This is a genomic window from Comamonas sp. NyZ500, assembly GCF_016772095.1.
Taxonomy (GTDB): Bacteria; Pseudomonadota; Gammaproteobacteria; order Burkholderiales; family Burkholderiaceae_C; genus Comamonas; species Comamonas thiooxydans.
Window position 1 is genome coordinate 789,072 of the sequence record NZ_JAEIJE010000001.1, and the last position, 21,216, is coordinate 810,287.

At 56.2% G+C, this 21,216-nt stretch carries 21 protein-coding genes; 12 read left to right on the plus strand and 9 right to left on the minus strand.

Going from position 1 to position 21,216, the window contains the following annotated elements; all coding sequences use genetic code 11:
* Positions 1 to 114 precede the first annotated feature (114 nt).
* The 5 genes from JAO85_RS03520 to JAO85_RS03540 all read left to right on the plus strand — a co-directional run bounded on the left by JAO85_RS03520 (position 115) and on the right by JAO85_RS03540 (position 3,745).
* A complete protein-coding gene (locus JAO85_RS03520; RefSeq protein WP_202787529.1) occupies positions 115 to 876 on the plus strand; it encodes a DsbC family protein in 762 nt (253 codons plus the stop codon).
* The gene (locus JAO85_RS03525; protein ID WP_202787476.1) at positions 873 to 1,445 is read left to right on the plus strand and encodes a hypothetical protein; all 573 of its coding nucleotides are present in this window, start codon (positions 873 to 875) and stop codon (positions 1,443 to 1,445) included. Before JAO85_RS03520 ends, JAO85_RS03525 begins: the two co-directional genes overlap by 4 nt.
* A complete protein-coding gene (locus tag JAO85_RS03530) occupies positions 1,418 to 2,344 on the plus strand; it encodes a hypothetical protein (RefSeq protein ID WP_202787477.1) in 927 nt (308 codons plus the stop codon). Before JAO85_RS03525 ends, JAO85_RS03530 begins: the two co-directional genes overlap by 28 nt.
* Before the next feature lie 7 nt (positions 2,345 to 2,351).
* A complete protein-coding gene (locus JAO85_RS03535) occupies positions 2,352 to 2,933 on the plus strand; it encodes a lytic transglycosylase domain-containing protein (RefSeq protein ID WP_202787478.1) in 582 nt (193 codons plus the stop codon).
* 74 nt (positions 2,934 to 3,007) lie between these two features.
* Complete coding sequence (locus JAO85_RS03540) at positions 3,008 to 3,745, plus strand: TcpQ domain-containing protein (RefSeq protein ID WP_202787479.1); 738 nt, start codon at positions 3,008 to 3,010, stop codon at positions 3,743 to 3,745.
* Positions 3,746 to 3,950: 205 nt separating this feature from the next.
* Here JAO85_RS03540 and JAO85_RS25800 read toward each other — a convergent pair whose 3' ends face one another.
* Positions 3,951 to 4,373, minus strand: a complete 423-nt coding sequence (locus JAO85_RS25800) for a DUF6519 domain-containing protein (protein ID WP_370552191.1) — start codon at positions 4,371 to 4,373, stop codon at positions 3,951 to 3,953.
* Here JAO85_RS25800 and JAO85_RS03545 point away from each other — a divergent pair.
* The 7 genes from JAO85_RS03545 to JAO85_RS03575 are packed head-to-tail and all read left to right on the plus strand — an operon-like array spanning position 4,342 to position 12,269.
* Positions 4,342 to 5,532: a hypothetical protein gene (locus tag JAO85_RS03545; RefSeq protein WP_370552192.1), complete on the plus strand. Its 1,191-nt coding sequence runs from the start codon at positions 4,342 to 4,344 to the stop codon at positions 5,530 to 5,532. The genes JAO85_RS25800 and JAO85_RS03545 overlap by 32 nt on opposite strands.
* A 7-nt stretch (positions 5,533 to 5,539) precedes the next feature.
* Positions 5,540 to 6,883 carry a type 4b pilus protein PilO2 gene (gene pilO2 / locus JAO85_RS03550; RefSeq protein WP_202787481.1) on the plus strand — a complete coding sequence of 448 codons (1,344 nt, stop codon included), beginning with the start codon at positions 5,540 to 5,542 and terminating at the stop codon, positions 6,881 to 6,883.
* The gene (locus JAO85_RS03555) at positions 6,870 to 7,322 is read left to right on the plus strand and encodes a hypothetical protein (RefSeq protein WP_202787482.1); all 453 of its coding nucleotides are present in this window, start codon (positions 6,870 to 6,872) and stop codon (positions 7,320 to 7,322) included. The genes pilO2 and JAO85_RS03555 overlap by 14 nt, the downstream gene beginning before the upstream one ends.
* A 10-nt stretch (positions 7,323 to 7,332) precedes the next feature.
* The gene (locus JAO85_RS03560; protein WP_202787483.1) at positions 7,333 to 9,117 is read left to right on the plus strand and encodes an ATPase, T2SS/T4P/T4SS family; all 1,785 of its coding nucleotides are present in this window, start codon (positions 7,333 to 7,335) and stop codon (positions 9,115 to 9,117) included.
* Entirely contained in the window at positions 9,117 to 10,241 is a 1,125-nt protein-coding gene (locus JAO85_RS03565) for a general secretion pathway protein (RefSeq protein WP_202787484.1), read from the plus strand. Before JAO85_RS03560 ends, JAO85_RS03565 begins: the two co-directional genes overlap by 1 nt.
* Positions 10,216 to 10,860, plus strand: coding sequence for a prepilin-type N-terminal cleavage/methylation domain-containing protein (locus JAO85_RS03570; protein ID WP_237704442.1), 645 nt, complete (start codon positions 10,216 to 10,218; stop codon positions 10,858 to 10,860). The genes JAO85_RS03565 and JAO85_RS03570 overlap by 26 nt, the downstream gene beginning before the upstream one ends.
* 44 nt (positions 10,861 to 10,904) lie before the next feature.
* Positions 10,905 to 12,269, plus strand: a complete 1,365-nt coding sequence (locus tag JAO85_RS03575; RefSeq protein WP_202787485.1) for a type II secretion system protein — start codon at positions 10,905 to 10,907, stop codon at positions 12,267 to 12,269.
* A 471-nt stretch (positions 12,270 to 12,740) separates the two neighbouring features.
* On the opposite strand, the gene JAO85_RS03580 is transcribed toward JAO85_RS03575, so the two are convergent.
* The 8 genes from JAO85_RS03580 to JAO85_RS03615 all read right to left on the minus strand — a co-directional run bounded on the left by JAO85_RS03580 (position 12,741) and on the right by JAO85_RS03615 (position 20,961).
* Complete coding sequence (locus JAO85_RS03580) at positions 12,741 to 13,790, minus strand: hypothetical protein (RefSeq protein WP_202787486.1); 1,050 nt, start codon at positions 13,788 to 13,790, stop codon at positions 12,741 to 12,743.
* Positions 13,791 to 14,085: 295 nt separating this feature from the next.
* Entirely contained in the window at positions 14,086 to 16,479 is a 2,394-nt protein-coding gene (locus JAO85_RS03585; RefSeq protein WP_202787487.1) for a DEAD/DEAH box helicase family protein, read from the minus strand.
* A gap of 101 nt (positions 16,480 to 16,580) precedes the next feature.
* Positions 16,581 to 17,096, minus strand: coding sequence for a hypothetical protein (locus tag JAO85_RS03590; RefSeq protein WP_237734684.1), 516 nt, complete (start codon positions 17,094 to 17,096; stop codon positions 16,581 to 16,583).
* A gap of 141 nt (positions 17,097 to 17,237) precedes the next feature.
* The gene (locus tag JAO85_RS03595; RefSeq protein ID WP_202787489.1) at positions 17,238 to 17,489 is read right to left on the minus strand and encodes a hypothetical protein; all 252 of its coding nucleotides are present in this window, start codon (positions 17,487 to 17,489) and stop codon (positions 17,238 to 17,240) included.
* Positions 17,482 to 17,829, minus strand: coding sequence for a hypothetical protein (locus JAO85_RS03600; RefSeq protein ID WP_029158312.1), 348 nt, complete (start codon positions 17,827 to 17,829; stop codon positions 17,482 to 17,484). Before JAO85_RS03600 ends, JAO85_RS03595 begins: the two co-directional genes overlap by 8 nt.
* Before the next feature lie 224 nt (positions 17,830 to 18,053).
* Positions 18,054 to 18,350: a hypothetical protein gene (locus JAO85_RS03605; protein ID WP_232536003.1), complete on the minus strand. Its 297-nt coding sequence runs from the start codon at positions 18,348 to 18,350 to the stop codon at positions 18,054 to 18,056.
* A gap of 845 nt (positions 18,351 to 19,195) precedes the next feature.
* Entirely contained in the window at positions 19,196 to 20,323 is a 1,128-nt protein-coding gene (locus tag JAO85_RS03610; RefSeq protein WP_202787490.1) for a DUF6094 domain-containing protein, read from the minus strand.
* 77 nt (positions 20,324 to 20,400) lie between these two features.
* Entirely contained in the window at positions 20,401 to 20,961 is a 561-nt protein-coding gene (locus JAO85_RS03615; RefSeq protein WP_202787491.1) for a hypothetical protein, read from the minus strand.
* Between the last annotated feature and the right edge of the window lie 255 nt (positions 20,962 to 21,216).

Here is a 21,216-nt window from a genome sequence, read left to right on the forward strand (position 1 = left end):
GAATTGATATGTCAAGCGGAAACCGTGATGTATGTAACGCACGGTTTCCGCTGGAGGCAACGCCGACCGCTCCCTAAAGTGCGGTCCATGCAAAAGCAATCACATATCAAAGCAATGCCTCGCGTAGTGAGAGGCAGGCTTGCCGCAGCCGCGGCTTTGTTCGTTGGCTTGACCGCTGGAGCAATAGCTGCGGACGTATCAGAAAAGGTTGCGGCGCAGATCAAGGCCGGCGTCAACGCAAACACGAACGGAGCGGTGCATGTAGAGCAAATCAATACCACACCGCTCACCAACATTTATGAGGTGATTTCCGAAGGGGAGATATTCTATGTGAATGAAACGGGTCGTTACAGTTTTGTTGGCGGCTCGTTGATGGATTTGAAGAGCAAAACAGACCTGACCGCCTTACAACAAGACAAGAGGATGGTCATTCCATTCAACAAGCTTCCCCTGCAGCACGCGATTAAGGAAGTGCACGGAGATGGAAGTCGTGTGATGGCTCTCTTCGAAGACCCGTTCTGCCCCATCTGCCGAGTCTTCACAAAATTCGTCGACCAGATCGACAACGTGACGATCTATCGTTTCATCTTCCCCATCACTGATCGGCGAAGTCAATCTCTTGCACGGATGGCCTGGTGCTCACGCGACCGTGCCGGCGTGTGGAAAGCCATCATGGACGGCGCACGGCCGCAATTGCCCGAGTCCTGCAACACCGATGGTTTGGTAGAGATCCTCAAGCTCGGTGAGCGCTATGGCATGAACAACACGCCCACCGTGGTGCTGGCAAGCGGCAAGCGCTTGGTTGGCGCCACACCGCCCGAGCAATTCATGGATGAGTTGGAGCGTGGCGGTCGTTTGAAGGCGGACCAACGATGATCGCGCCCGCCTCCGTTCGCCCCCTCATTTCTGCCCTATTCCCTGCGCTTGCCATTGCCATGGCGACAAGCTCTCACGCGCAGTCCTGGGAGACCATGCGAGAAGTCGTCTTCGACAGCTCGGTGTTTTCGTCCACGGGTACAGCGGAGGACCGGGAGATCCTCAAGACAGTTTGGGCAACAGAGCTTTCCGCTCCACGACTGGGCAGTGCAGGAAAGCGCATGCCTGCGTTCGCGCTGCTGGGTGACACCGCAACCGCTGAGGGCAAAGTCATCTTCAGCATGTTCGCTGCTGCCGGGAACACACTTTGCCTGGATGCACCAAATGGCGCGGCAGCCATGGACATCTACAGCGTCTGCACCATGCGTGTCATCGCTTGGCCGCCTCGACCTGGACTGCGCGCCATTGAACTCCCCGGCTACTGCATGCTGTACGCCAATACCGACCGATCGCAGAACCGCGTCGAGTACCGCATAGAGCAGGCTCAGCCAGCCCTGACGATTCGATTCCGGGCATGGCAGTTCGGCAAAGTCATTCCCGCATGCAATCGCGCTATGCGCCTGAGTTAGACATGAGCTGCCGCTTTCTCCCGCGACTATCCAAGCTTGTGTGGCTATTGCCTGCCGTGGCTTTGGCCGCCATCGTCAGCTCTGCAGACATTACCCAAGCCATTCAAAACTCGCCAAATGCGAGTGCCTGGCTAAAGCAGAACGCGCAGGCTGTGGCCAACCTTGCTATCAACGTTGAATCGGGCGGCAACACCAGCGCGTTCAACGGCAGCTGCTGCTATGGCGTCCTGCAGATGAATAGGACAAACATCGCCAAGTATGCAGGAGTGACACCTGAACAGTATCGCCAACTGCCCCTGCAGGCCCAGATCGATGCTTGGTCCCAACTCACCGCCGACGCCATGCGTTCCGGCGTGGTCCACCAATTGATTGGCTTGGGCACTTTTGATGGGCGCGCCGTCGACGGGAATCTGGTGCTCGCTTGCGTGCAGCTTGGCATCGGCAACTGCCAGCGAATGATTAACTCAGGGTCTTGCCGTGGCTTTGCCGACAGCAATGGCACATCTATATGCGACATGGCCGACAGGATGGCCAATGGACGACCTACCAACCCAGGCAACACCAACCCGCCCGGAAACGGCTCTGGAAGCACGGGTGGCAACGGTGGCACCGGGTTGGGGGGTAACAGCTGCCCGCGAGACGCCACCGGTGCATGCATGGAAGTCTCGGCAGCAATGCAGCAAGGCTTCCTGCAGGGCTCCGGGATGCCGATGCCCAGCCTCAAGCAAATGCTGCTTGCAGGAAGCGGCGCGTTTTTCTTTCTTGTCACAGCCAGTGCTTTCAGCGCCCTTTACGGTCGCTACACCTCGGGACGTGTTGCCACGGGCGAGCTTGTGCACTATCTCGTGAAAGGCACAACAACCTTGCTCATTGGGCTGTTGGCCCTCTCGATGCTGTGAGGCGCGGATGTTTAGCCTAGCCCACATCGCTCGCAATCTGCTATTAGCAGCCCTCGTCGCCGCACCTGGCCTGTCCCTGGCCCAGGTGCCGCCGAAAAAGCTCCCGACCTACGACTGCCTTCGCGGAAATTCCAGGTCTGCCCACTGTGAGCAACTGCTCCGCAACTATTGGCAGCACGAGCCGGCCATTCGCGCGATCGCTGTTCATTACGGACTGGAGCCTGCGTTGCTAATGGCTCTCGTGGCTATCGAGAGCCAATTCAACTCGCGTGCGAGATCGCCTGCAGGTGCGCTCGGTCTCACTCAAGTCATGCCAGATACGGCCCGTGGCGAAGGCTTGCAGGACCCAAAGGTGAACTTGTATCAGCCCGAGCTTGGGCTGGCCACCGGCGCAGCTTACCTGCGAAAGATGTGGTTCGAGTTTAGAGACTGGGAGCTGGCACTCGCCGCATACAACGCCGGCCCTGGCGCCGTGCGTAAGCACAAAGGCATTCCGCCGTACCGCGAAACACAAGCCTACGTCCCCATGGTTCTCGCTTTGTACCGCGAGTTTGCCTGGGCAGACGCCATGGCCCGAGCAAGCAAATGAGGAACGCAATGAAATTTCATCACCTAGGACGATGCGTTGCAGCTGTCGCTGTTGCGCTTACTGCCTGGCCGACCATGGCACAGGAAGCTGAAGGCACCAGCGCCAAATCAACGCTCCTGCAATCTGAAATCGAAGTGACATGGCAGGACAAGGCCCAAGGCCTGGCTCAACTGCTGGCAGATCGGCTGGGCGTCCCCTTCACGAGTGCGGTACCACTGGACACTCAGGTGTCCGTCAAACAGGCAGGTGGCTCCACGGTCGCCAATCTGATCTCGACGGTCAACAGCCAACTCCCCCAAGGGATCAAGCTTCAGCTCACGGAAACGGCTGCTGGCACCAAGCTGGAGGCAGTAGCCGCGAGCGCGCCGACTACAGCGGTGGCCACTGCAGTGGTACAGGGAAGCGCACCATCGCGCGCGCAGATTGAGGGACTGTTCACAACCAACGCAGCTCCAGGCTCGGGCTCGTGGGTGGACCAGGCCCGCCAACACTGGAAAGCCTCCTTCACTGACGGCTCTGGACAGCCTGCACGTCGCTGGGAGCTCAAGCTCCAGGACGTAACGCTGAACAAGGCCTTCACACGCTGGGCCGCTGAAGCCGGCTATCGCGTGCGCTGGGATGCGCGAAAGCATGTCGTGATCGGAAGCCCCGAGACCTACGAAATGCCATTCGAGCAGGCCGTGACCGCCGCTCTGTCGTCACCAGGCATTCAAGCGAGCGAATACCCGCTCGATGTCTGCTTCTACCCAAATAACCCGCCCTTGGCCCGTATCACCCGCCGTGGCGAGCAAGACAAGGAATGCACCCAATGATTCTGGCCAACCTAAAGCACAGCGTCGTACCCACGGCCCTCGTTTCTGCTCTGCTGCTCGCAGGATGTGTTTCGCCCGCAGTCACCCAGCAAGTTCGTGGTCACATTGACAGCTCCATGGAGGCCGCAGGTGTCATGAATCGGAGCCTGCGCGTAGAAGAGTCCACTCAGGGCCACAAGGCTGCCACAAATGCAGCGGCCGCCCGTCAGCTCTCGCCCATCGTTGCGCGCCGTGCTTCGCGTCCATGGATCGGCTCCGAGATGATCGAGATCAGTTCCGAAGACTCCCTTCCCGCCATCTTCGATGAAACCTTCAAGCTCATCAGCTTTGAAGACAAAAGCACTGGCGGCAAGGTCAGCCTCGCAGTTTGGGCCGAACGCATGTCCCGCATCACGGGTGTTCCGTTTCGCATCAAGCAGGACGTATACAGCCCGGCGTCATCGGCAGTCGCTTCTAGCCCAAGCACCGCCCAGCCGGCCAAGCCCGCGACCGCCACAGTTGCAGGAATGAGCATGCCAGCACCTCTGGCCGCTGCTGGCCAGGCGAGCGTCGAGGTCATACGCCCTGGTCCTAACCTCATGCTCGACACGGTTGAGATGGACTGGAAGAACAACACGCCGCGCGGCATCACCGAGTTCGTAACAGCCAGGCTGGGACTGTCCTATGCGTATCGCGATGGCGTGATCATTATTGAGCGCTACGTCACCGAAACCTTTGAGATCGCCGCTCTTGAAGGAAGCAAGGACTTTGCTATGAATTTGCAAGGCGGCTCAACATCGGGTGCAAGCAGCACCACCGGCGCCACCGGCAATTCCCAGTCCAATTTCCGCATCGACGAAGCTGGGTCACTTGACATCTTCAATTCATTCATGAATAGCCTGCAGCAGATGGTGGCTGCAGTCCCCGGATCATCCATCGCCGTCAACCAGGGTACCGGTAGGTTCGCCGTGACCACGACCAAGGAGGCCATGCAGCGCATTCGCCAAGTGGTCAAGTCCGAGAACGAGTCGCTGAAACGCCAGGTCCGCATTCAGATGGACATCTACTCTATCACGACGAAAGACGGCGACGAGAAAGGCGTGAACTGGGGCGTGGTGCTCAATTCGCTGACCTCCAAATGGGGCGCCACCATTGATTCGCCCACTTCGCTGGTGGGCGACACGGCTGGCCAATTCGGGATGACGATCCTCTCTTTGGCAAATGGCGGCAACCCGAACAGCGGCACGGTAGCACGCTGGGGAGGCTCACAGGCGGCCATTCAGGCGCTGAACGAGTATGGCACCAACATCCAGCATCGCCCCATTGAAATGCAGGCGATGAACCGCCAATGGGCTCGAAAGACCAACCTCAACGACCGTTCATACGTGTCTGAGACGCTGCCATCGACCTCCACTGCTGCCGGCTCAGGGTCAGTGGGCATGAAGACAGCCAATGTGACCACAGGCGACCGCTACATGATCCAGCCGGCGATTCTGGACGATGGCTCAGTGCAGTTGAGATTCGGCATCAGCATGACAAACCTGGTGGCGATGACTGAGACGACCTCGGGCCAGGGGACTTCGATCTCAAGGGTCCAAAACCCCGAAAGGTCAGGCATCGACGATCAATCGACGGTCATGCTCAAAGCTGGCCAAGTAATGGTCCTCACCGGCATGGCCCGCTACAAGGCCAAAGACAACCGCCGCCGTCTGGCTGAAGGTTGGAGTTTGCTCGCTGGCGGCTCTGACGCGCAAAGCCTGGAACGTGAGGAATTCCTCGTTGTGGTTCGTCCTGTGCTCATGAACTGAGGCCACCATGAGCGCATACCTCATCGAACGGCGCTATGTGATCGGCGTCACTTGGCAGCAGACCGTCCAAGCCGTGAATCTCAAAAAGCACGCACAACAACTTGCTCGCAAGGCAAAGGCAGACTACTACTGCACGGTCGCACCAGCCACCGTAGGCACCGCGAAACTCAAAGTCTCCAACCAGGGGGAAAAGCTCATCGCCTTGGCTGCCGGCGTGGCCGCCTTCGCCAACGGCCATGTGTTTGCAGCCATCAAGCTCCCACAAGGGATCTGGATCTGCGCCGCAATCGACGGAGCACCAGCGACCGGCTTCGATGCTCTGGTGACGGACGAAGAAGCTGCTCGCGCGCGGCTCGCAGCATTTGAACGATTGGCCACCTCGTCAATCTCACTGTTCACAAATGAGCCAGATTTACTTTACCCTGCCCCACAGGTACAGCCGGTAACGCTGAGCCAGGTCATCAGCGCAGCAGCCAGCAATGAGGCCAGCGAGCCCTTGGCCAAGGTCGGTACCAGCATCCCTCCAGTTGTGCTCTACACCGTCGCCGGCGCGCTCCTTTTGCTCGGGGGCGTACGCGCTTGGGACTATTGGCAACTGGAGCAAAGACGCCAAGCAGAGCTCTTGGCCAACGCCAATGAGTTGGACCCCAAGACCGCATGGACTCAAGCCTTCCAAGCATATGCACAGGAGAAATCTACCTACGGGCACGAAGCGCTACGTGCATTGCGCGAAGCCACTGAAAAACTACCCACCAGCATCGCGGGGTGGCGCCTAAAGGAGACTGACTGCAAACCAAGCGCTGGCAGCACTTGGGGCTGCACGCTGAAATTCGAGCGCACCGCTGATGTGGGTCTCGACCCCACCAACGAGGACTTCGATCGTTTGCGCCCTCGCGAGTGGACGGTCCGCTATTCCACAGTGGATGAAATAGAGGCGGTGATGCAAGTGTCAGCGCCTGCACGCCGCCTCAATTTCGATGAACTTACCCCACTGGCCATCCAGCAAGTACGTGGCCTCAGCTCGTTGCAGCTGATCTTGCGCGCTTTCAGCGGAAAAACCATTGGGCCATTCCAGCCGGAAGCAGTTCCTGCACCGCTCAACAAGGTCGGAGAGCCCGTGTCCATGCCTGCAGAGCTAGGGCTGGCCATCTACAAAGCTGCGTTGACCAACCTTAGCGGCCCCTTGCTCAGCGTGGACCTGCTGATAGCTCCAGAGCTACCGGTGGCGTGGACCTCATTCAAGGTCGACTTTGCCCGACTGCCAAACGACTGGCAAGCCAACGGCGAAGCGTCTCTCAAGAAAAGCCTCATGACGGCCACCTTGGCCGGAGAAATCTATGCAAAGAACTAAGCCCGCCGTTGCAGCTGCGCTGATTGGCTTCGCCATGCACGCTGCCGCCCAGGATCTCGCTGCGGCCGCATCGCAGCCACAGCCAGGCTATGGCTTTGCTCCAACTGTGAAGAAGCTCATGCAACTTGAAGCCGATAAGGCCGTTGAGGCTGCGCTCGGCCAATCGGGGGGCTCCGCTCCTGCAGCCGCGGCTTCACAAGCAGCTGCACCAACCGTGCAGCCAGCCGTAGAAGCACCGCCGGAGCCTCGCCCGCTTCTTGCCCTCAATGGCATCTATGGGCGTGTAGGCCGCTGGACAGCCGAGGTGGCCATCGACGGCCGAATCTACGCCTTCACGCCTTCCGAGATGAAGGCGGGCTATACGGCGAAGCGCATTGATGCGCGGTGCATCGAACTGCAGCACGGCAAGTTTCCGCAGAAGCTCTGCAGCGACCGATGAGGACCTAAAGATGCAGTGGCCTTTCTTCTCCCGTCAACGTGCAACAGTCGCTGCTCCGGTGACTGCGACCACTTTTGTCCCCAGTCAGCGTGTCATAAAGACCGAGACCGAGCTGCTCAAGGAAGTGAGCTTCCATCGCCCACTCGCGAAGGACATCAACCTGGCGGGAAGTCTGGCCCAGCACATCTGTCCTCTCGAAACACGAAAAGACAGCAAGCAGTTCATTCTGCTTGTGAGCAGCCGCCACCGAAGCTCTCAAGAACTACGGGCTACGACGGAGCTCCTCCTGTCCAAAAACTACCGTCTCGCACCAGGCGCCAACGTCTATTTGGTCGAGAGCGAAACCATCATCCATGCCGTCTCGCGTGGCCACATCGACGGGACCCAGGGGGAGCGCCTTCGCAACATTCTGGGCGACAGGGCAAAAGCGGGCTACTACCAGTCGTTCGAGGAACTGGTGCGTTACGGCGTAACCAACCGCGCCTCTGACATTCACCTAAACATCTTCACTGCCCAAACACGCAGCGAGGTCCGGTTCACGATCGAGGGCAAGTACGTGGCCCCACCACGCTTCCATTTGCCAACTGCAACCCTTCTGTCCATCGCTGGAGTCGCGTACCAAACTGCCAAGGGCGTCAAAGACCCCGTTTTCAATGGCACTGTCGAATCCCAGTGCCGGATCTTCATCGATCTGGCCGAGCTTGGACAGTTCATGTTGCGCTGGGCGTCGATGGCCTGTGACGAAGGCCCGCAGATCACCATGCGGATCACGCCAATCAATGCCAAGAAAGAACCGCTGACGCTGGAGCAACTTGGCTACATCCCCACCCAGATCTCCATGTTGATGCGGGCCATGCGATCCGAGGGCGGTGCAATCGTCCTCTCTGGGGTCGTTGACTCAGGAAAATCGACAACGATATCGACACTACTCAGTGGAGTTCCAAGCACGCGCAAAGTGATGACAGTGGAAGACCCGCGAGAAAACATCTTGCCAGGCAGTCATTTCCACCAGAACACAGTGAGTCGCGACCTTGAAAGCGATGAAGACCCTTTCAAGCCAAAGAAAAGAACACTAAAGCGAACCGCTCTTAACGATCTATTCATCGGAGAGATTCGTGACCAGCAAACTGCCGCCCTGCTCCAAGATGCTATCGAATCGGGCACGAACTGTTATACGACTGTCCACGCTCGTAATTGCATGGGTATACCAGCACGCTTGATATCGCCAGGTATTGGCATTGACATCGATGTCGTTTCCACTCCTGGAAACCTCAAGCTATTGGGATATCAGGCACTACTTCCGAAAAACTGCCCCGGCTGCAAGCTTAAGGCCACAAAGTTCCTACAAGGTGAAAACGCAATGGAGTGGGAAGATTACTTCTTACGCATCAAACGTCTCTACGACATTGATCCAGAAACGATATATGTCAGAAACCCCGATGGATGCGATAAATGCCGGCGTGATGGCTTGCCTGAACTGAATGGCTTACTTGGCCGCACCGTCGTCGCTGAGTTGGTTGAGCCTGACGACTATTTCCTGGAATGTATTCGCGACTCCAAAACAATTGAACTGAGCCGGTATCTGGCGTCATTGCGCACCTCACGATATGACGATCCAGATATGACAGGAAAATCTGCAATGGACTGTGCCATATACAAAATGAGCAAAGGTGAAATAGACCCTAGAGAGATCGAGCCTCGATTCATGTCATTCGTCACAGTAGAAAGACGCCGTGAAATGGCTGCAGTTCACACAAAGAGTCTTCAATCAATTAAGAAGCTGCAGGCTGTGTGATGCGATCCATACTTAATTTCTTCTCGCCACTAAAACGCGCAGCACGCCAATTTAGAAAGCATCGGGCCGACTACTATGAGTATCTCGCTGACGTGCTTTCAGATTCCGATGGGCGAATCCTTATGCACGACATATTCGTAAAGGATGCTCAACGCTACGCGCCAAAGAACCGTTGGCAGAAACTCCGCCCCCATCCACGAGCGGTGCTTTCCGAATACTGGGCAAGCAAGTTTCTGGACACTGGCGCAGACATCGGCGCAACTTGGCGAGGCACGCTGCCCGATGCAGACATGCTGATTATTGCTTCAGCAGCTAACCACGGAGGCACTGGATCAGTACCGGACGCATTAAAAGAGGCTGCGCGCTTGGTGAGAGTGGTTGATGAGGCCCGCAGCCTGTTTCTCTCCATCATTGCTGTAGCAATATTCGCAATTATTGTTGTCCTTGCCACTCTCACAAGCGTGCCAGCTTTCGTGTGGCCGCAAATTAAGGCTACCTTCGACTTTGTACCTGAAACACTTTATGGTCCGCATGCATTAGATCTGGACCATTTCTCCAAGGTTTTTGCCTCATATATCATTCCCCTAGCAATAGGAATACTAATATTCTGCATCGCATTTAGTTGGTCTTTGACACGTTGGAGCGGTCGATCTCGTCAATGGGCGGAAAAGATAATTATCTACCGTGTCTATAGGAACTATCGCGGTGCGATGTTTCTTTCGACCCTATCCACTCTGGTGAAGCGCGGCTCTGGTCTAAACCTTCGAGAAGGCATAAAGGCAATCTCATTGCAGGCGGAGCCATGGCTGCAATGGTACTGCCAACGCATTCAAGAAAATATCGAACTAGGCTTTGTGGACGGTAGGCTTTTCGATGTAGGTCTAATGGAGCCGGATGCTCTATATTACTTGTTCGATATTTCTGAAGCAAAGTCTTTAGAAGCCGGACTTCAATTAACCGGTCGTCGCACAGAGCGCGATATGGGAAAGAGCATCAAAAAGCGTGCATTCATCCTCCGATGGGGCATTCTGTTTATATCGTTAGCAATAGTCGGTTGGGTTGTTTTCAACACATTTTCTGCCATTCAAGAAATGACAGATGCCGCAAAAATGGTTTTCCTGTAAGTCTATTTCAACCTGCTTTATCAAGGAGCAAAAAACTATGCAAAGCTTTATTAATCAATCTCGTCGCCTGCGCAAGTCATTTCGACGCAAAGGAAAAGAAGACGGCTTCACGCTGATCGAATTGATGGTCGTTGCCGGCATTATCGTGATCCTCGCAGTGCTGGCGTTTCCCGCACTGCAAGGCCTATATCGAGAATACCGTGCGCCGTACTTTGCGCGAGACCTTGCCAAGGCCGTGGCGTCGATCCAGGGTGCAGCAAACACCGTGGCCACCGCGACGCCATATACAGGCGTGACAACGGCCACGCTGGCCAGCGCACTGAAAGACTCTGCTTTCAGCGTTTCCGGCGCTACTGCGACCCACTCCATACAAGCAACCGGATTGAACCCCCAGGCAATTGCCGTAACCGGCACGCCTGGCGCCAACCTGCTGGTCACGGTCTCAAAGGTTCACGAGAAGGCCTGCATGCCGATGATTACGCAGATGGTGCGAGCAGCAGAGAGCATCAAGGTCGGAACAGTCGTCGTAAAGGCCGCTGGTGGCCAACCTGCTATCGCGACGCTGCAAAGCAGCTGCGCGGTGCCGGCGGGCGTCGACATTGAATACACCTTCCAATAACTCCCCCGCACGCCGTGCCGCATCTGGCACGGCCAAAGGACACTATGCTGCGCAAGCGCCCTCATCGCAAACAACAGGCTGGCTTCCTCCTGCTTGAGCTCATCGCTGTGCTTGGCTTGACCGCCGTTCTCGGCGTCTATGCATCCAAGGAGGCAATCGACAAGATCAACAGCGGCCGCGCAGAAGCTACCGGCGTCTACCTCTCGACGCTCAAGGATGGACTGGACAAGTTCCTGAACCTCAATGCCCAGGCCCTTGCCATGGGATCGGTTGTGGTCGGCTTCGCCGATCCACTCGCTCCCACGGTCGACGAGCTGCGCACTGCCAAGTATTTGCCTGCCTCATTTCCTCTCATCGACCCAATGAGACGCCGGCAACTTCTCACGGTAGATCGATCTGGCTGCCCCGGATCGACATGCTCGCTGACCGCCTATTCGTATAGCCACCTACCACTGACCGCAAGTTGCAATGGATATGCAGCCGATGGAGCCTGCGCGGCGGCCACGGGCTCCGTTTGGCATGTGCAAGCTGAAGAGATCAGATCCGCTAGCCAGGGGTATGGCACTACGGTGACCTTGCTTGCGCCCAGTCGCCTGCGTGGGAGCAGCTGTGACTATCCAACCCAAGGGAGCGCAGGCCCAGCCACTTATGGCGTTTGCACGACCAGGACTGCGGCGATCTATTCTCAATTTGTACGCATCCGAGACGACCGCGATCCTGACCTACAGGGCGACCTGAGCGTGGTTGGCAAGGTGAAGTCCGGCTCGCTCGCGTCCCAATCGCTGTCGATCACAAATGGTGGCGCGGAGACCACCAACATCAACAACCGCGGCGACTTGACTGTAAAGAATGCAGGGGGAGTGGCCACGGCCGGTATCTCAATGAGTGACGGATCTGGACGTACCTATGGTCAAGTCATCAAGCCGACAAGCATTCAGGTCAAGGGCAACTGGTGCGGAGGCACACACCAGCAAGGTGATATTGCCCAGGACTCCAATGGCTTGGGTTTGGTGATGTGTAACGGCAGCTATTGGATCGGAGTATCTCCTCAGAAGGATGCTATTGCAGGAGGCTGGTGTCCGAGTAATGAGGCCGTGGCTTGGAACAGCCAGGACGTTGCGCTTTACTGCTCCGGGAATCAGTGGGTCACGCTTGCCGACCGATTCGGAAGAAAAATATTCTTTGATTCCTACTCGGCTTGGAATGGAAGCTGGATAAATAAGCCTGCTTGTACCTCTGGCACTAGAGGCGCAATGATTATTCTCACCCCAAAGAACCAAAGCACGGACGCATTCAAATTGAATCACTATGCACTAGATTATGGATGGGCATGGGCTATATCTATAGTCGACAACAACGGTGTTGCAGCCTCGGGCGAAGCCATTGCACAAACCTATTGCGTCTATTAAAGGTAATCTATGAAGTTTAGAAGATATATAATTCTGTTCGCGTCTTTTGGAGCCTTTAGCTTGGCTATAGCGCAAAATTATGACTCGACTGGGACAGCAAGATTATGGGCTCCAAATCCGCCACCTTACATCCCTGAAAAAATAGTAGTACCTGGATATGGTGCTTATGCTGAAGGATCTGTTGTTAGTACCTTTGAGGCATTTTACCAAGATGGACAATGTGGAAATCTATTCGAGCGAGGCGTCTGCACGGCTAAACAAGGAGCTCAAGGATACTTGACAAAAACATTTATTGGATCTGGTCCAAAGGAGTTTGACGGCTGGCGGAAGTACCCAGAAGGACCATCATGCCCTATGAATACAGAAGGTTATGCAATTACAACCCTCGGTGGGCATGGCATCTGCAATTAAGTGCTCATAAATAGATCTAACAAAAGCTCCCCCTTGTTGAAGGGGAATTTTTTATTTAAACTAGCTCTGATTACCTGTTGTGAATCGGATTACTTTTCTAAAGCTCTTGCCATCCGATGATCCGTCAACGGACACGCTGTAGGCAGTGTTCGGCATTAACGGATGATTGGGGATCACAAATGCCTGATCCAGTGTCAGAATCTTGTGCATATCATCTGACGCGTTAAAGATCTTAGTATCAACCAGAGCACCAGATGCTACATCTGTCATGCTTGCAGAAGTCACAGTGATCTCACCTCCATTGCCTGAGGTGAGGATGACAGGATGCCCCATCGGAGACAAATTGAAGTCACGGCTTGGATACGGGTTCGGCGTTTCCGATGCGAATACGGGTGTCACATCAGTGATTCCATCGCAGGGGAACGATCTGATCTCTCCACCTCCATACATAGGGGCAGTGGAGCCGGCAGGAACACCAAAATTGACAACTGCTGTTGAAAAGAAAACCGTTTCCCCTGGGATTGAGGTCAGATTGGAGGACATCGAATATCCCACACCCATTTCGTGCCATTCGCTAACCGCCCCTGCCAGATGATAGACGGTCGCAAACAGCCCTCGAATATAGGTTCGGCCAGCCGGGTTAAGCGGCGTCTCAATCCCTGAGTTACTCGTACCTGCAAACAAGGACCCACTGTTACCACCGCCGGCAATCTCACCTAAGACGCTCGGCTGGTATCCCGCAGCTTTCGCACGGGCCAAAAGATCAGACCCAGTGAATCCTGGGTTGATACTAATTTGAGTATGTCCCATCGTCTTATTTGCTTGCAAATAACTGGCATGCCCCTGAGCAGAAATATCCAGCAAGGAATTCTGCTTGATCGAGCTGAAACCGCATGTCGTGCGGTTTTTGTTGATGATGTCGAAGATCTGCGCACGATTCGCATCCGCATAATTACTGGACGGAATCTCAATTGGATAGTTCGCTTTGGGCGTTTCCGGGACCGGCTTGGAGTCGGAAGGTGTGCTTCCTCCGCTATCACCGCCACCACCACCGCACGCAGCGAGCGCGCATGCAATTGCGACAAGAGACAATGTGCTAGAAATCTTCATACGGAACCTCTGTATCAGATAGGAATTGCACTCGAAGCAAAATTAATCGAGTGCAAACAAGCAATAGGAATTTTGAGTAAGACGCGACAGCCGAAGACTGTGCAGGAAGACTGGAGGGCGTTATTTCATTGAATACTCCGCGTGGAATTTATCTTGTGGGCTCCTCACAAGGGTTGAACGCGAAGATTTCCAATGAAGCCTTGTGTAACTGTGCGTGACAATTGTATGTCTGTCAAGTGCCTCCAAAATAGAAAAATGACCACAAGCTGTGAAAACAGCTTGTGGTCAAAATGGGCTACATCGTCAAAAGGTCTCTCGCGAGAGCCATCTCAATGCTTTCGCCCTCGTTGTCGTTGAGAACGTCCAGTCCACTTTCAGGCATATCGCCAGAGGTGGACTGCGATACCGCGATTTTCTTGGCCATGAGTCGCAGGCATTCCATTTGTGAAGTGCCGGCGTAGCCAAGGAAGATCACGCGAACATCATGCTTCTGACCAATGCGCCAGGAGCGCCTGGCGGCCTGAAGCATCGTGTAGACGTTGAATCCCGATTGCATGAAAACGATCGTTGGGAACTCAAGCAAATCCAGACCAGTCTTCACCAGCTCAGGATTGGTGATGAGCACATCGATGCCTCGCTCTACCTGGTCCGCTACCCAGTCTTCACGCTTAGCCGCATCTACGCTGGCGCGCAGCACAGCTACCTTGAACCCCCTGGCTTCGAGCAGCATGCGCAACCGGGCCGTGGTGTCGCGGGTGCCGGAGTAGATTGAATAGACCAAGACCTTGCGGCCGAGGGCTTTCTCATCCATGCAGAGCTGAATGAGCTTGGCCTCTTTCGGAGTGCATTCAACATCATCGAACAGAGCCGGTTGCATGTGCAGCAGCTCCTTGCTTCTTGGATGCCTCACCGTTTCCGAACGAAAGCAGCATTCTGGCCATGCAAGTAGCACGTTCATGACCACGCCCAACAGCGTGCTGTCCTTCATGGCCAAGGCCTGCTTCAGGATCTGCACCAATTTCCTCGACATATCGGCGTATGCCTCAGATTGGTCATCGCGCATTTGCACGTCAACAAAGGACTCGTCATATGCCGGCAGCACCTTCTGCCCAATGTCCCGCAGCTTTAGGAATACCGTCATTGGCAGCACGTAACGCAAGATACCCACAGGGCCGAACCCTGGAGCCTTGCTTGTGCGAACAGTCACGCCTTTGCCCTTGGCCGTGCGGTGGGAAGTCGTCGAGGTCTCTTTGTAGATGTCCTTGAGCACTCCATGCACGCGCATGAAGCCCATGGTCGCAGCAGCCATGGAGCCGGTCTTGGATGGCTTGAAGCCGTCCTCGATCAACACCCTGGGATTGACGCGCCAGAGGAGGTGAAAGAGATCATCCGCATAGCCGCCCATGAGTGTGCCCGTCAGCAGCAGCACTTTTTCGCACTGGCTGGCCAACACGCCCATTGCCTGACCCTGGGCCGAGCCCTCGTTTTTGTACTCGTGTCCTTCATCGACCACCAGCAAACCAAAGTAGTTGGTCGGCAGATAGCGCTTGATGAACTCCGTGGGCTGATAGCCGCCCTGCCCGATTGAAAACTCGAACGTGGCCAGGCTTCGCTCCATGCGCTTCGCCTGCTTGTCGCTGAATACCAGCTCCCCTTTCTCGTCCATCAAGTTCAAGAACTCGTAGACGTTGTCCTCCAGCATCGCAGCCAGTGTTTTCTCTCCAAATTTGCTGAGCAGCCGCTTCGCAGAAACCGGGCCGATGGTTGGCATCTGCTGAAGTGCGTTGAGCACCAGGTCGGACATGGAGTCGATGGGCCGCCCATTGCGAATCAGCGTCCACAGCGTCGAGTTGCAGTGTTCGCACTTTCGCCGGCGGTCACTGAGGACCTGCTTGGCCAAGGGCACGGACATGGGTAAGGTCTCGTCGTCATCGCCCTTCGATTCGAGCGGCCGCATGCAGCAAGGGCAGCATGCAGCCACGAAACGCTGGCCACCAACGAGGATGGTGCGTTCGATAAAGGACGGACGCCAATGAAACCCCATACGCATCCGCACACGGCCCAGCACGAAGAACTCCGGCTGGCTCGTTGTGATGCCCAAGCGGGCACGCATCTGCAGCAGCTTGCGCAGTGTGTCCGGGCCATTCAAGATCCAGACCCGAGCGCCGGGTACCGTGTCAAGAATCTCGCGCCGCCACTTGTAGACAAGGTGCGGCGGTGAGATCACAAGCGTGCGCGGATTGCGTCGCTGAAGCTGCTGAAGCAGCACAGACACGCAGATGGCCATCATGGTCTTGCCCGTGCCCATCTCCGCGTTCAACACCGCAGCTGGCTCGCCTCGATCAGCCAGGAGCTTTACGATGGCCTGAACCGCTTCGGATTGCTCTTTGAATGGCTTGCGCTTCAAATTGTCGAGGATCTGCTGGCGGGCCAGCCAGACCTCGGACAGTTGATCGCGCTGCGGTAGATAGACAGGCGGGTTCTGTGACCGGACCTGATCGAGCAGCCCTTGGCCAAACTCGCGTATGAAATCTCCAAGGGGCAGGGTTTCATCAATCACTTCGGCCAGAAAATCTGCGCCTTCGATCGTGCCAAGTTCATCAGCGACTTCCTGTACCACCGGGGCGGCCTCGGCCGCAGTAGTCGATGCCTCTGTCACAGCGGGCTCAGCAATTGCCAAATCGTTCATTGTTTGCTCCAAAAAAATGAGCGCACACCCCACAAAGGAGTGCGCGCCCAACGGTTAGATGAATGAAGGTGAGAAAGGCCTCTGGCGAGGCCTTGATGGAGTTAAGGAAGGAGAACGCGGTTGCGAACGCCCTCACTTACATGCCGAATGAAGTGATCAGAAATACTTACACGCAGCGCGCGAAGATTTCCGATGCGCGGATAGAGGCCACCCCCGAGCTCGTGGACAGCGCCCTTCTCTCGACACCAGGCAATCAAGGGTCCTTGCCAGTGATCGAGCAGCGCAATGGGAGCCAAGGTTTTCACCAGAGCCCACACCTTCTCCTCGATGCCGGCGTCGACGTTGGACACCACCCAGCCAATGCGGTTGGGCTTGTCGATCTCCTGTAAGCGTTTGTCGTAGACGAACAGATGGTTCAAAGATCCAAAGAGGTTCTGACGCGGTAGACGACCGGTGAACTTTCCCAGGCGCTCCGCAGATCCAACCTGGACATGGTTACGCGTTCCTTCAGGGCTCACCAACGTGAAATCCGTGATTCCGTGCTCAGTCCTGCCCAGCTCCATAGCCGCGATGAACTGCATGGCAGAAGCATCGCGCCCATAGAACGAGAGAAACATGAGCTCGCCCTCATCGTTCCGCAGGCAAGCGTCGGCCCATAGATCCGCGAAACCCTCTATACGGTGAAGCGCTCTTTGCATGAAATGCTCCTTTTATGGAGCAGCCCACAAGGGGCGTGCCCCGTGTGGGTGGATGAAAGACTATGGATTCGGTATCCAGAGCCAGGCGGCGACGTAGGTACCGTCTTCCGCCGGCGCTACCAGCGGCAAGGGATCGATGAGGCATTGGTCATCGGCGTGGATCTCCCTGGCACGGGCGATTGCATCGGCGCACTCAGCGCGATTCAGATCCTGGTTGTTGAGAAGCCTGCCGAGCTGCGTGACAGCACCGGCAAGGTCGCCCGACTCCCAGGAGTCAACGACATCCCGCGCTGCTTCCTCCAGCTCATGCATGGGCAGCCGCCTTGCGTTTCTCCAAGGCGTCGTAGTGCATCTCGACCTGCAGTTTGAGGTCCTCGATCTGGGTCAGCGCCTGCGTATGCTGTTCGCGGACAACCTTCTCAGTCACACGCTTAGGCTTTGAAGCCACGAGCGTCTTGCTGAAATCGCCATCGCCGCCAAAGCCCATGACAAAGCGCTTGAAACCTCCCTCCACCAATGACACAGAGGCCGATGTGACGAGGGAGCTATTCAACTTACGTGTTGAGACGGTGAGCACACGCCGGTCGCCGAGATCAATCTCAGTGTTCCCGCGGTGGCCATCACGGATGTTGTTAGAGAAAGATGTGTTCATGGATCGCTCCTGGTTGAAGTGGATAGAGCGAGCCCCTCCCCTGCGGGATAGGCCCGCAAGGGTAGTTGAAGAAATGCCAAGGTCTCTCGACCTGGTGCGCCTTCATGGCTCAGCGCGCCTTAAAACCGTTTCTGATAGGTCAAACGGTTTTCCGCAGCTCACCCCCTACAGGTAGGCTGGGGAAAACCGGCTGTAGCCGGTTCTCATGGGTTTAATGGGTCGTATCAGAATCCATCACTGATGCATGGCTTGCTGCTGGAAGCAAGCAGGCCAAGCGCCAGTGACAGATCGAGTGAAACCAGATTGCGAAACGTCCGGTCCGATTCCGTCATGCGCTCCCCGAGATGAAGCATGACGTTCTCAAGACTGGCTGATGCATCACATGCCTTGTTGAGCGCATCCAGGATCTGGGGGATCTTGGCGGGCAACTCTGCAAGCGCTTCGAGCATGAGCTCGTCCTGCGTCGTCAGCCCCTGCAGATGGAGGCTGAGGATGTGTTCAAGCAGCTGGACGGTATTCATCGAGCTCGCCATCAATATTCCGAGGGCAGCAAAATGGTCGTGACCGCCCACTCTGCGTCGGTTATGACCCATACCTTCTTATCGCCTACCGAGTAGGAAGACATGAGACGGCTTCTGTCTAAAAGCGCCCTTCGATTCAATGACTTATCTGACTCGTCTAAGTCCCCCCAATCCCCGCGCACATGCCTAGAGAGCAAGTCGTACGGATTGAGGGCGAGACGACGAAGTAGATCGTCGGCTCCAACTGTGGCCACACAGCGGCCCAACTGAAAAAGTGGAGCTGCCGCTGCAGTAGGTGGTTGTGTTTGCATGATGGTCCTCGTTTAAAAAATCGGGGACCACCGGCCCTAGGGGCTAGTGCCCCCAAGGGTGGTTAGATTTACAGCGTGTTTCCAGTAAGGAACTACGCTGCGCGTGCTTCAGCGCTCCATTCGGATGAAAGCATCAGCTTTGTCACCGACCAGTCAGCACTTGTCACGACCCATACATACTCGCTGTTCACAAGAAATGCAGATAGTCGCTAGCCACGCGCCGCTTCCAAGTCGCGCGCAAACATGACCAACTTCGTGTTGGCCAGCTCGCCTGGATCACCACAGATGTGCCGCTGCAGGAGTTCGTGGGGATTGATGGTCCCCTGGCAAATTAGGTTGTCTAGGCCTAGCGTTGCTACGCATCGACCCAGTCGAAACAGTGGCGTGTCATAGCGCTGCGATGGTTGTGCTGGCTTCACAGCATTTCTCAAGGTCATCTCCAATCAAGTGAATGAACGAGGACGACCTTCCCTGGGAAAGTGTCCCCAGGGGGTTGCGGTTCGCTGGCCTAGGCCAGCAGTGGTTAAAGAAAAGCTATGCGATGGCGACGATCCGACCCAGCCGGTGGTCGGGGGTGAACTCGATGGCATTGATGACGGGAACGAACCGGTCCAGCATCACCGTGGTCTGCGATGCTTGACCTTTCTCGTCAAAGTCAACGGACACCTTGCGCTCCTTGCGTTTGTAGGTATCCCCCTTTATCAGGAGCGTTCTGCCGCCGGCGCCGTGGATCATTCCGACCACCTGGCCAGCCGCAAGGGCAAGCGCAAGGTGCCATGGCGTCAGATCGCGCAACGGCGGTCGACAAGCGCCGCCGACCTGGCTGAACTGCGATGAAAGCCCGCTCCAGAGCAGACTCGACTCATACTTGTCCAGCTCGTCGCCGAGCTGCTCGGCATCGATCTGCACAGCGTGGAAGTCGAACTCCTGATCGACCTGCAGCGCAGGAATGACATATGGCTCCAACTCCCAGGAGTCTGGAATGACAGGGGCGCCCTCTTCCGAGGCCTGGGCCTCAGTCAGTGGCTGCAGGGCCACCTTGGTGGCATGGGTTGCCCGGCAGCGCTTGCCAATCACAATGCATTGTCGAAACTGCTGCACTGGCGCCATGAAGATCCGCAGATCCTCAAAGTTGCGCACCAGGTAGCTGCGTATTTCGTCGTCGAGCGCGTAGTGCGGAATGATGTAGACAAGCACTCCGCCATAGGCGAGATATGGCACGGTTTTGCGAAGAAAGGTTCGCTCCAGGCGCTCGGCCTTATCAGCCTCCGCCAACAGCGAGCGCTGGGCTGATTGATCGGCAACGCCGAAGCCGTAAGGCGGATTTAGAAACAGCAGGCCCATGCTTCTCGGCTTGAGCACGACATCGTGCACGTCCGAATGAATCACACGGTCGAGGATTCCCTTTGCATGACGCGCTCTGTCACGGTCCAGCTCGATGCCAAAGGCCTCGGCACCGCCGATTCGCCCTCGATCGACGGTCAGTAGCTGCCGTAAATCGGCGAGCGCGCTGCCCTCGCCGCAGCAAGGGTCAAACATGCGTATGCCCCCCTTCTCGGGCATCTGCAGCAGGTTTGAGATCCGGCGTATGGATTCCTCGTCCGTGGGGTAGTAGCCGTTTTTGACATAGTTGTGCGCCAGGCGCGAGAACATTAAGGCCATGGGCAGCTCCAGAAATAGAAAAGCCAGTCTCCTTGTGGAGAGCTGGCTTGGTTAAAGAGGTGGTACTTCAGTACCGCTTAGAACGGGATCTCGTCTGGATCAAGGCCCACGCCGGTAAGCTCTTGAACCTTTCCGTAGATGTCGAGGCGCGGCAATGCGCGCTTCAGGGCTTCTCGGTAGAGAGGGTTAGAGCGTGCATGCACCGCGATGACGGACGCTGCTGACTGCTGAGCAGGCAAGTCTTGAATGCGGCGAAAGGCCACGGTATCGGCAAGCGCCATTACTTCTTCAACGTCTGGCGACTGCAGCTCCTCAATCTCAGCACGCATCTCTAGGCGACGCATGATGTGAAAGAGCGCCTCATGATCGAACAGCCTCTGCACGGTCGACAGCATGCTGCCACCTTCATGCATCCATATGCCATTGACATACCGGATCTGCTCCACGGTGCGGTCCATGAGACGACACTGGAAGGTTGTCGAGCTCAGCTCAGTTGCCTTCGCAATAGCGTCCTTCGCGATATAGAGCCGATAGGTGATCTCCATACGCGCGTCGTAGATCTCATAACGATGCGCGGGCTCATTCTGAGTCCACAGAAGAAGCTCTTTGAACGCAGCTTCATTTGCAGTAATAGACATAGAGTCCTCCAAACTAGGCTCAGGGAACTCCAGCCCATAGGGGCCAAAGCCCCATAGGGAAAGAAAATGCCAGCCCTGATTTCTCAGGGACTGGCACGGGTTTAAAGGTGGTCCTTCTGGGACCAGTGACCCTTCGCCCAGGCCTTTTCAGCCTTGGCTTGGGTATTCCAAGTCTCCAGATGTTAATTTCCACGCATAACTGACCCGCCATTTCCATCTCAAACTGACCCACCCTTTGACTTGAGCCGCAAGGCT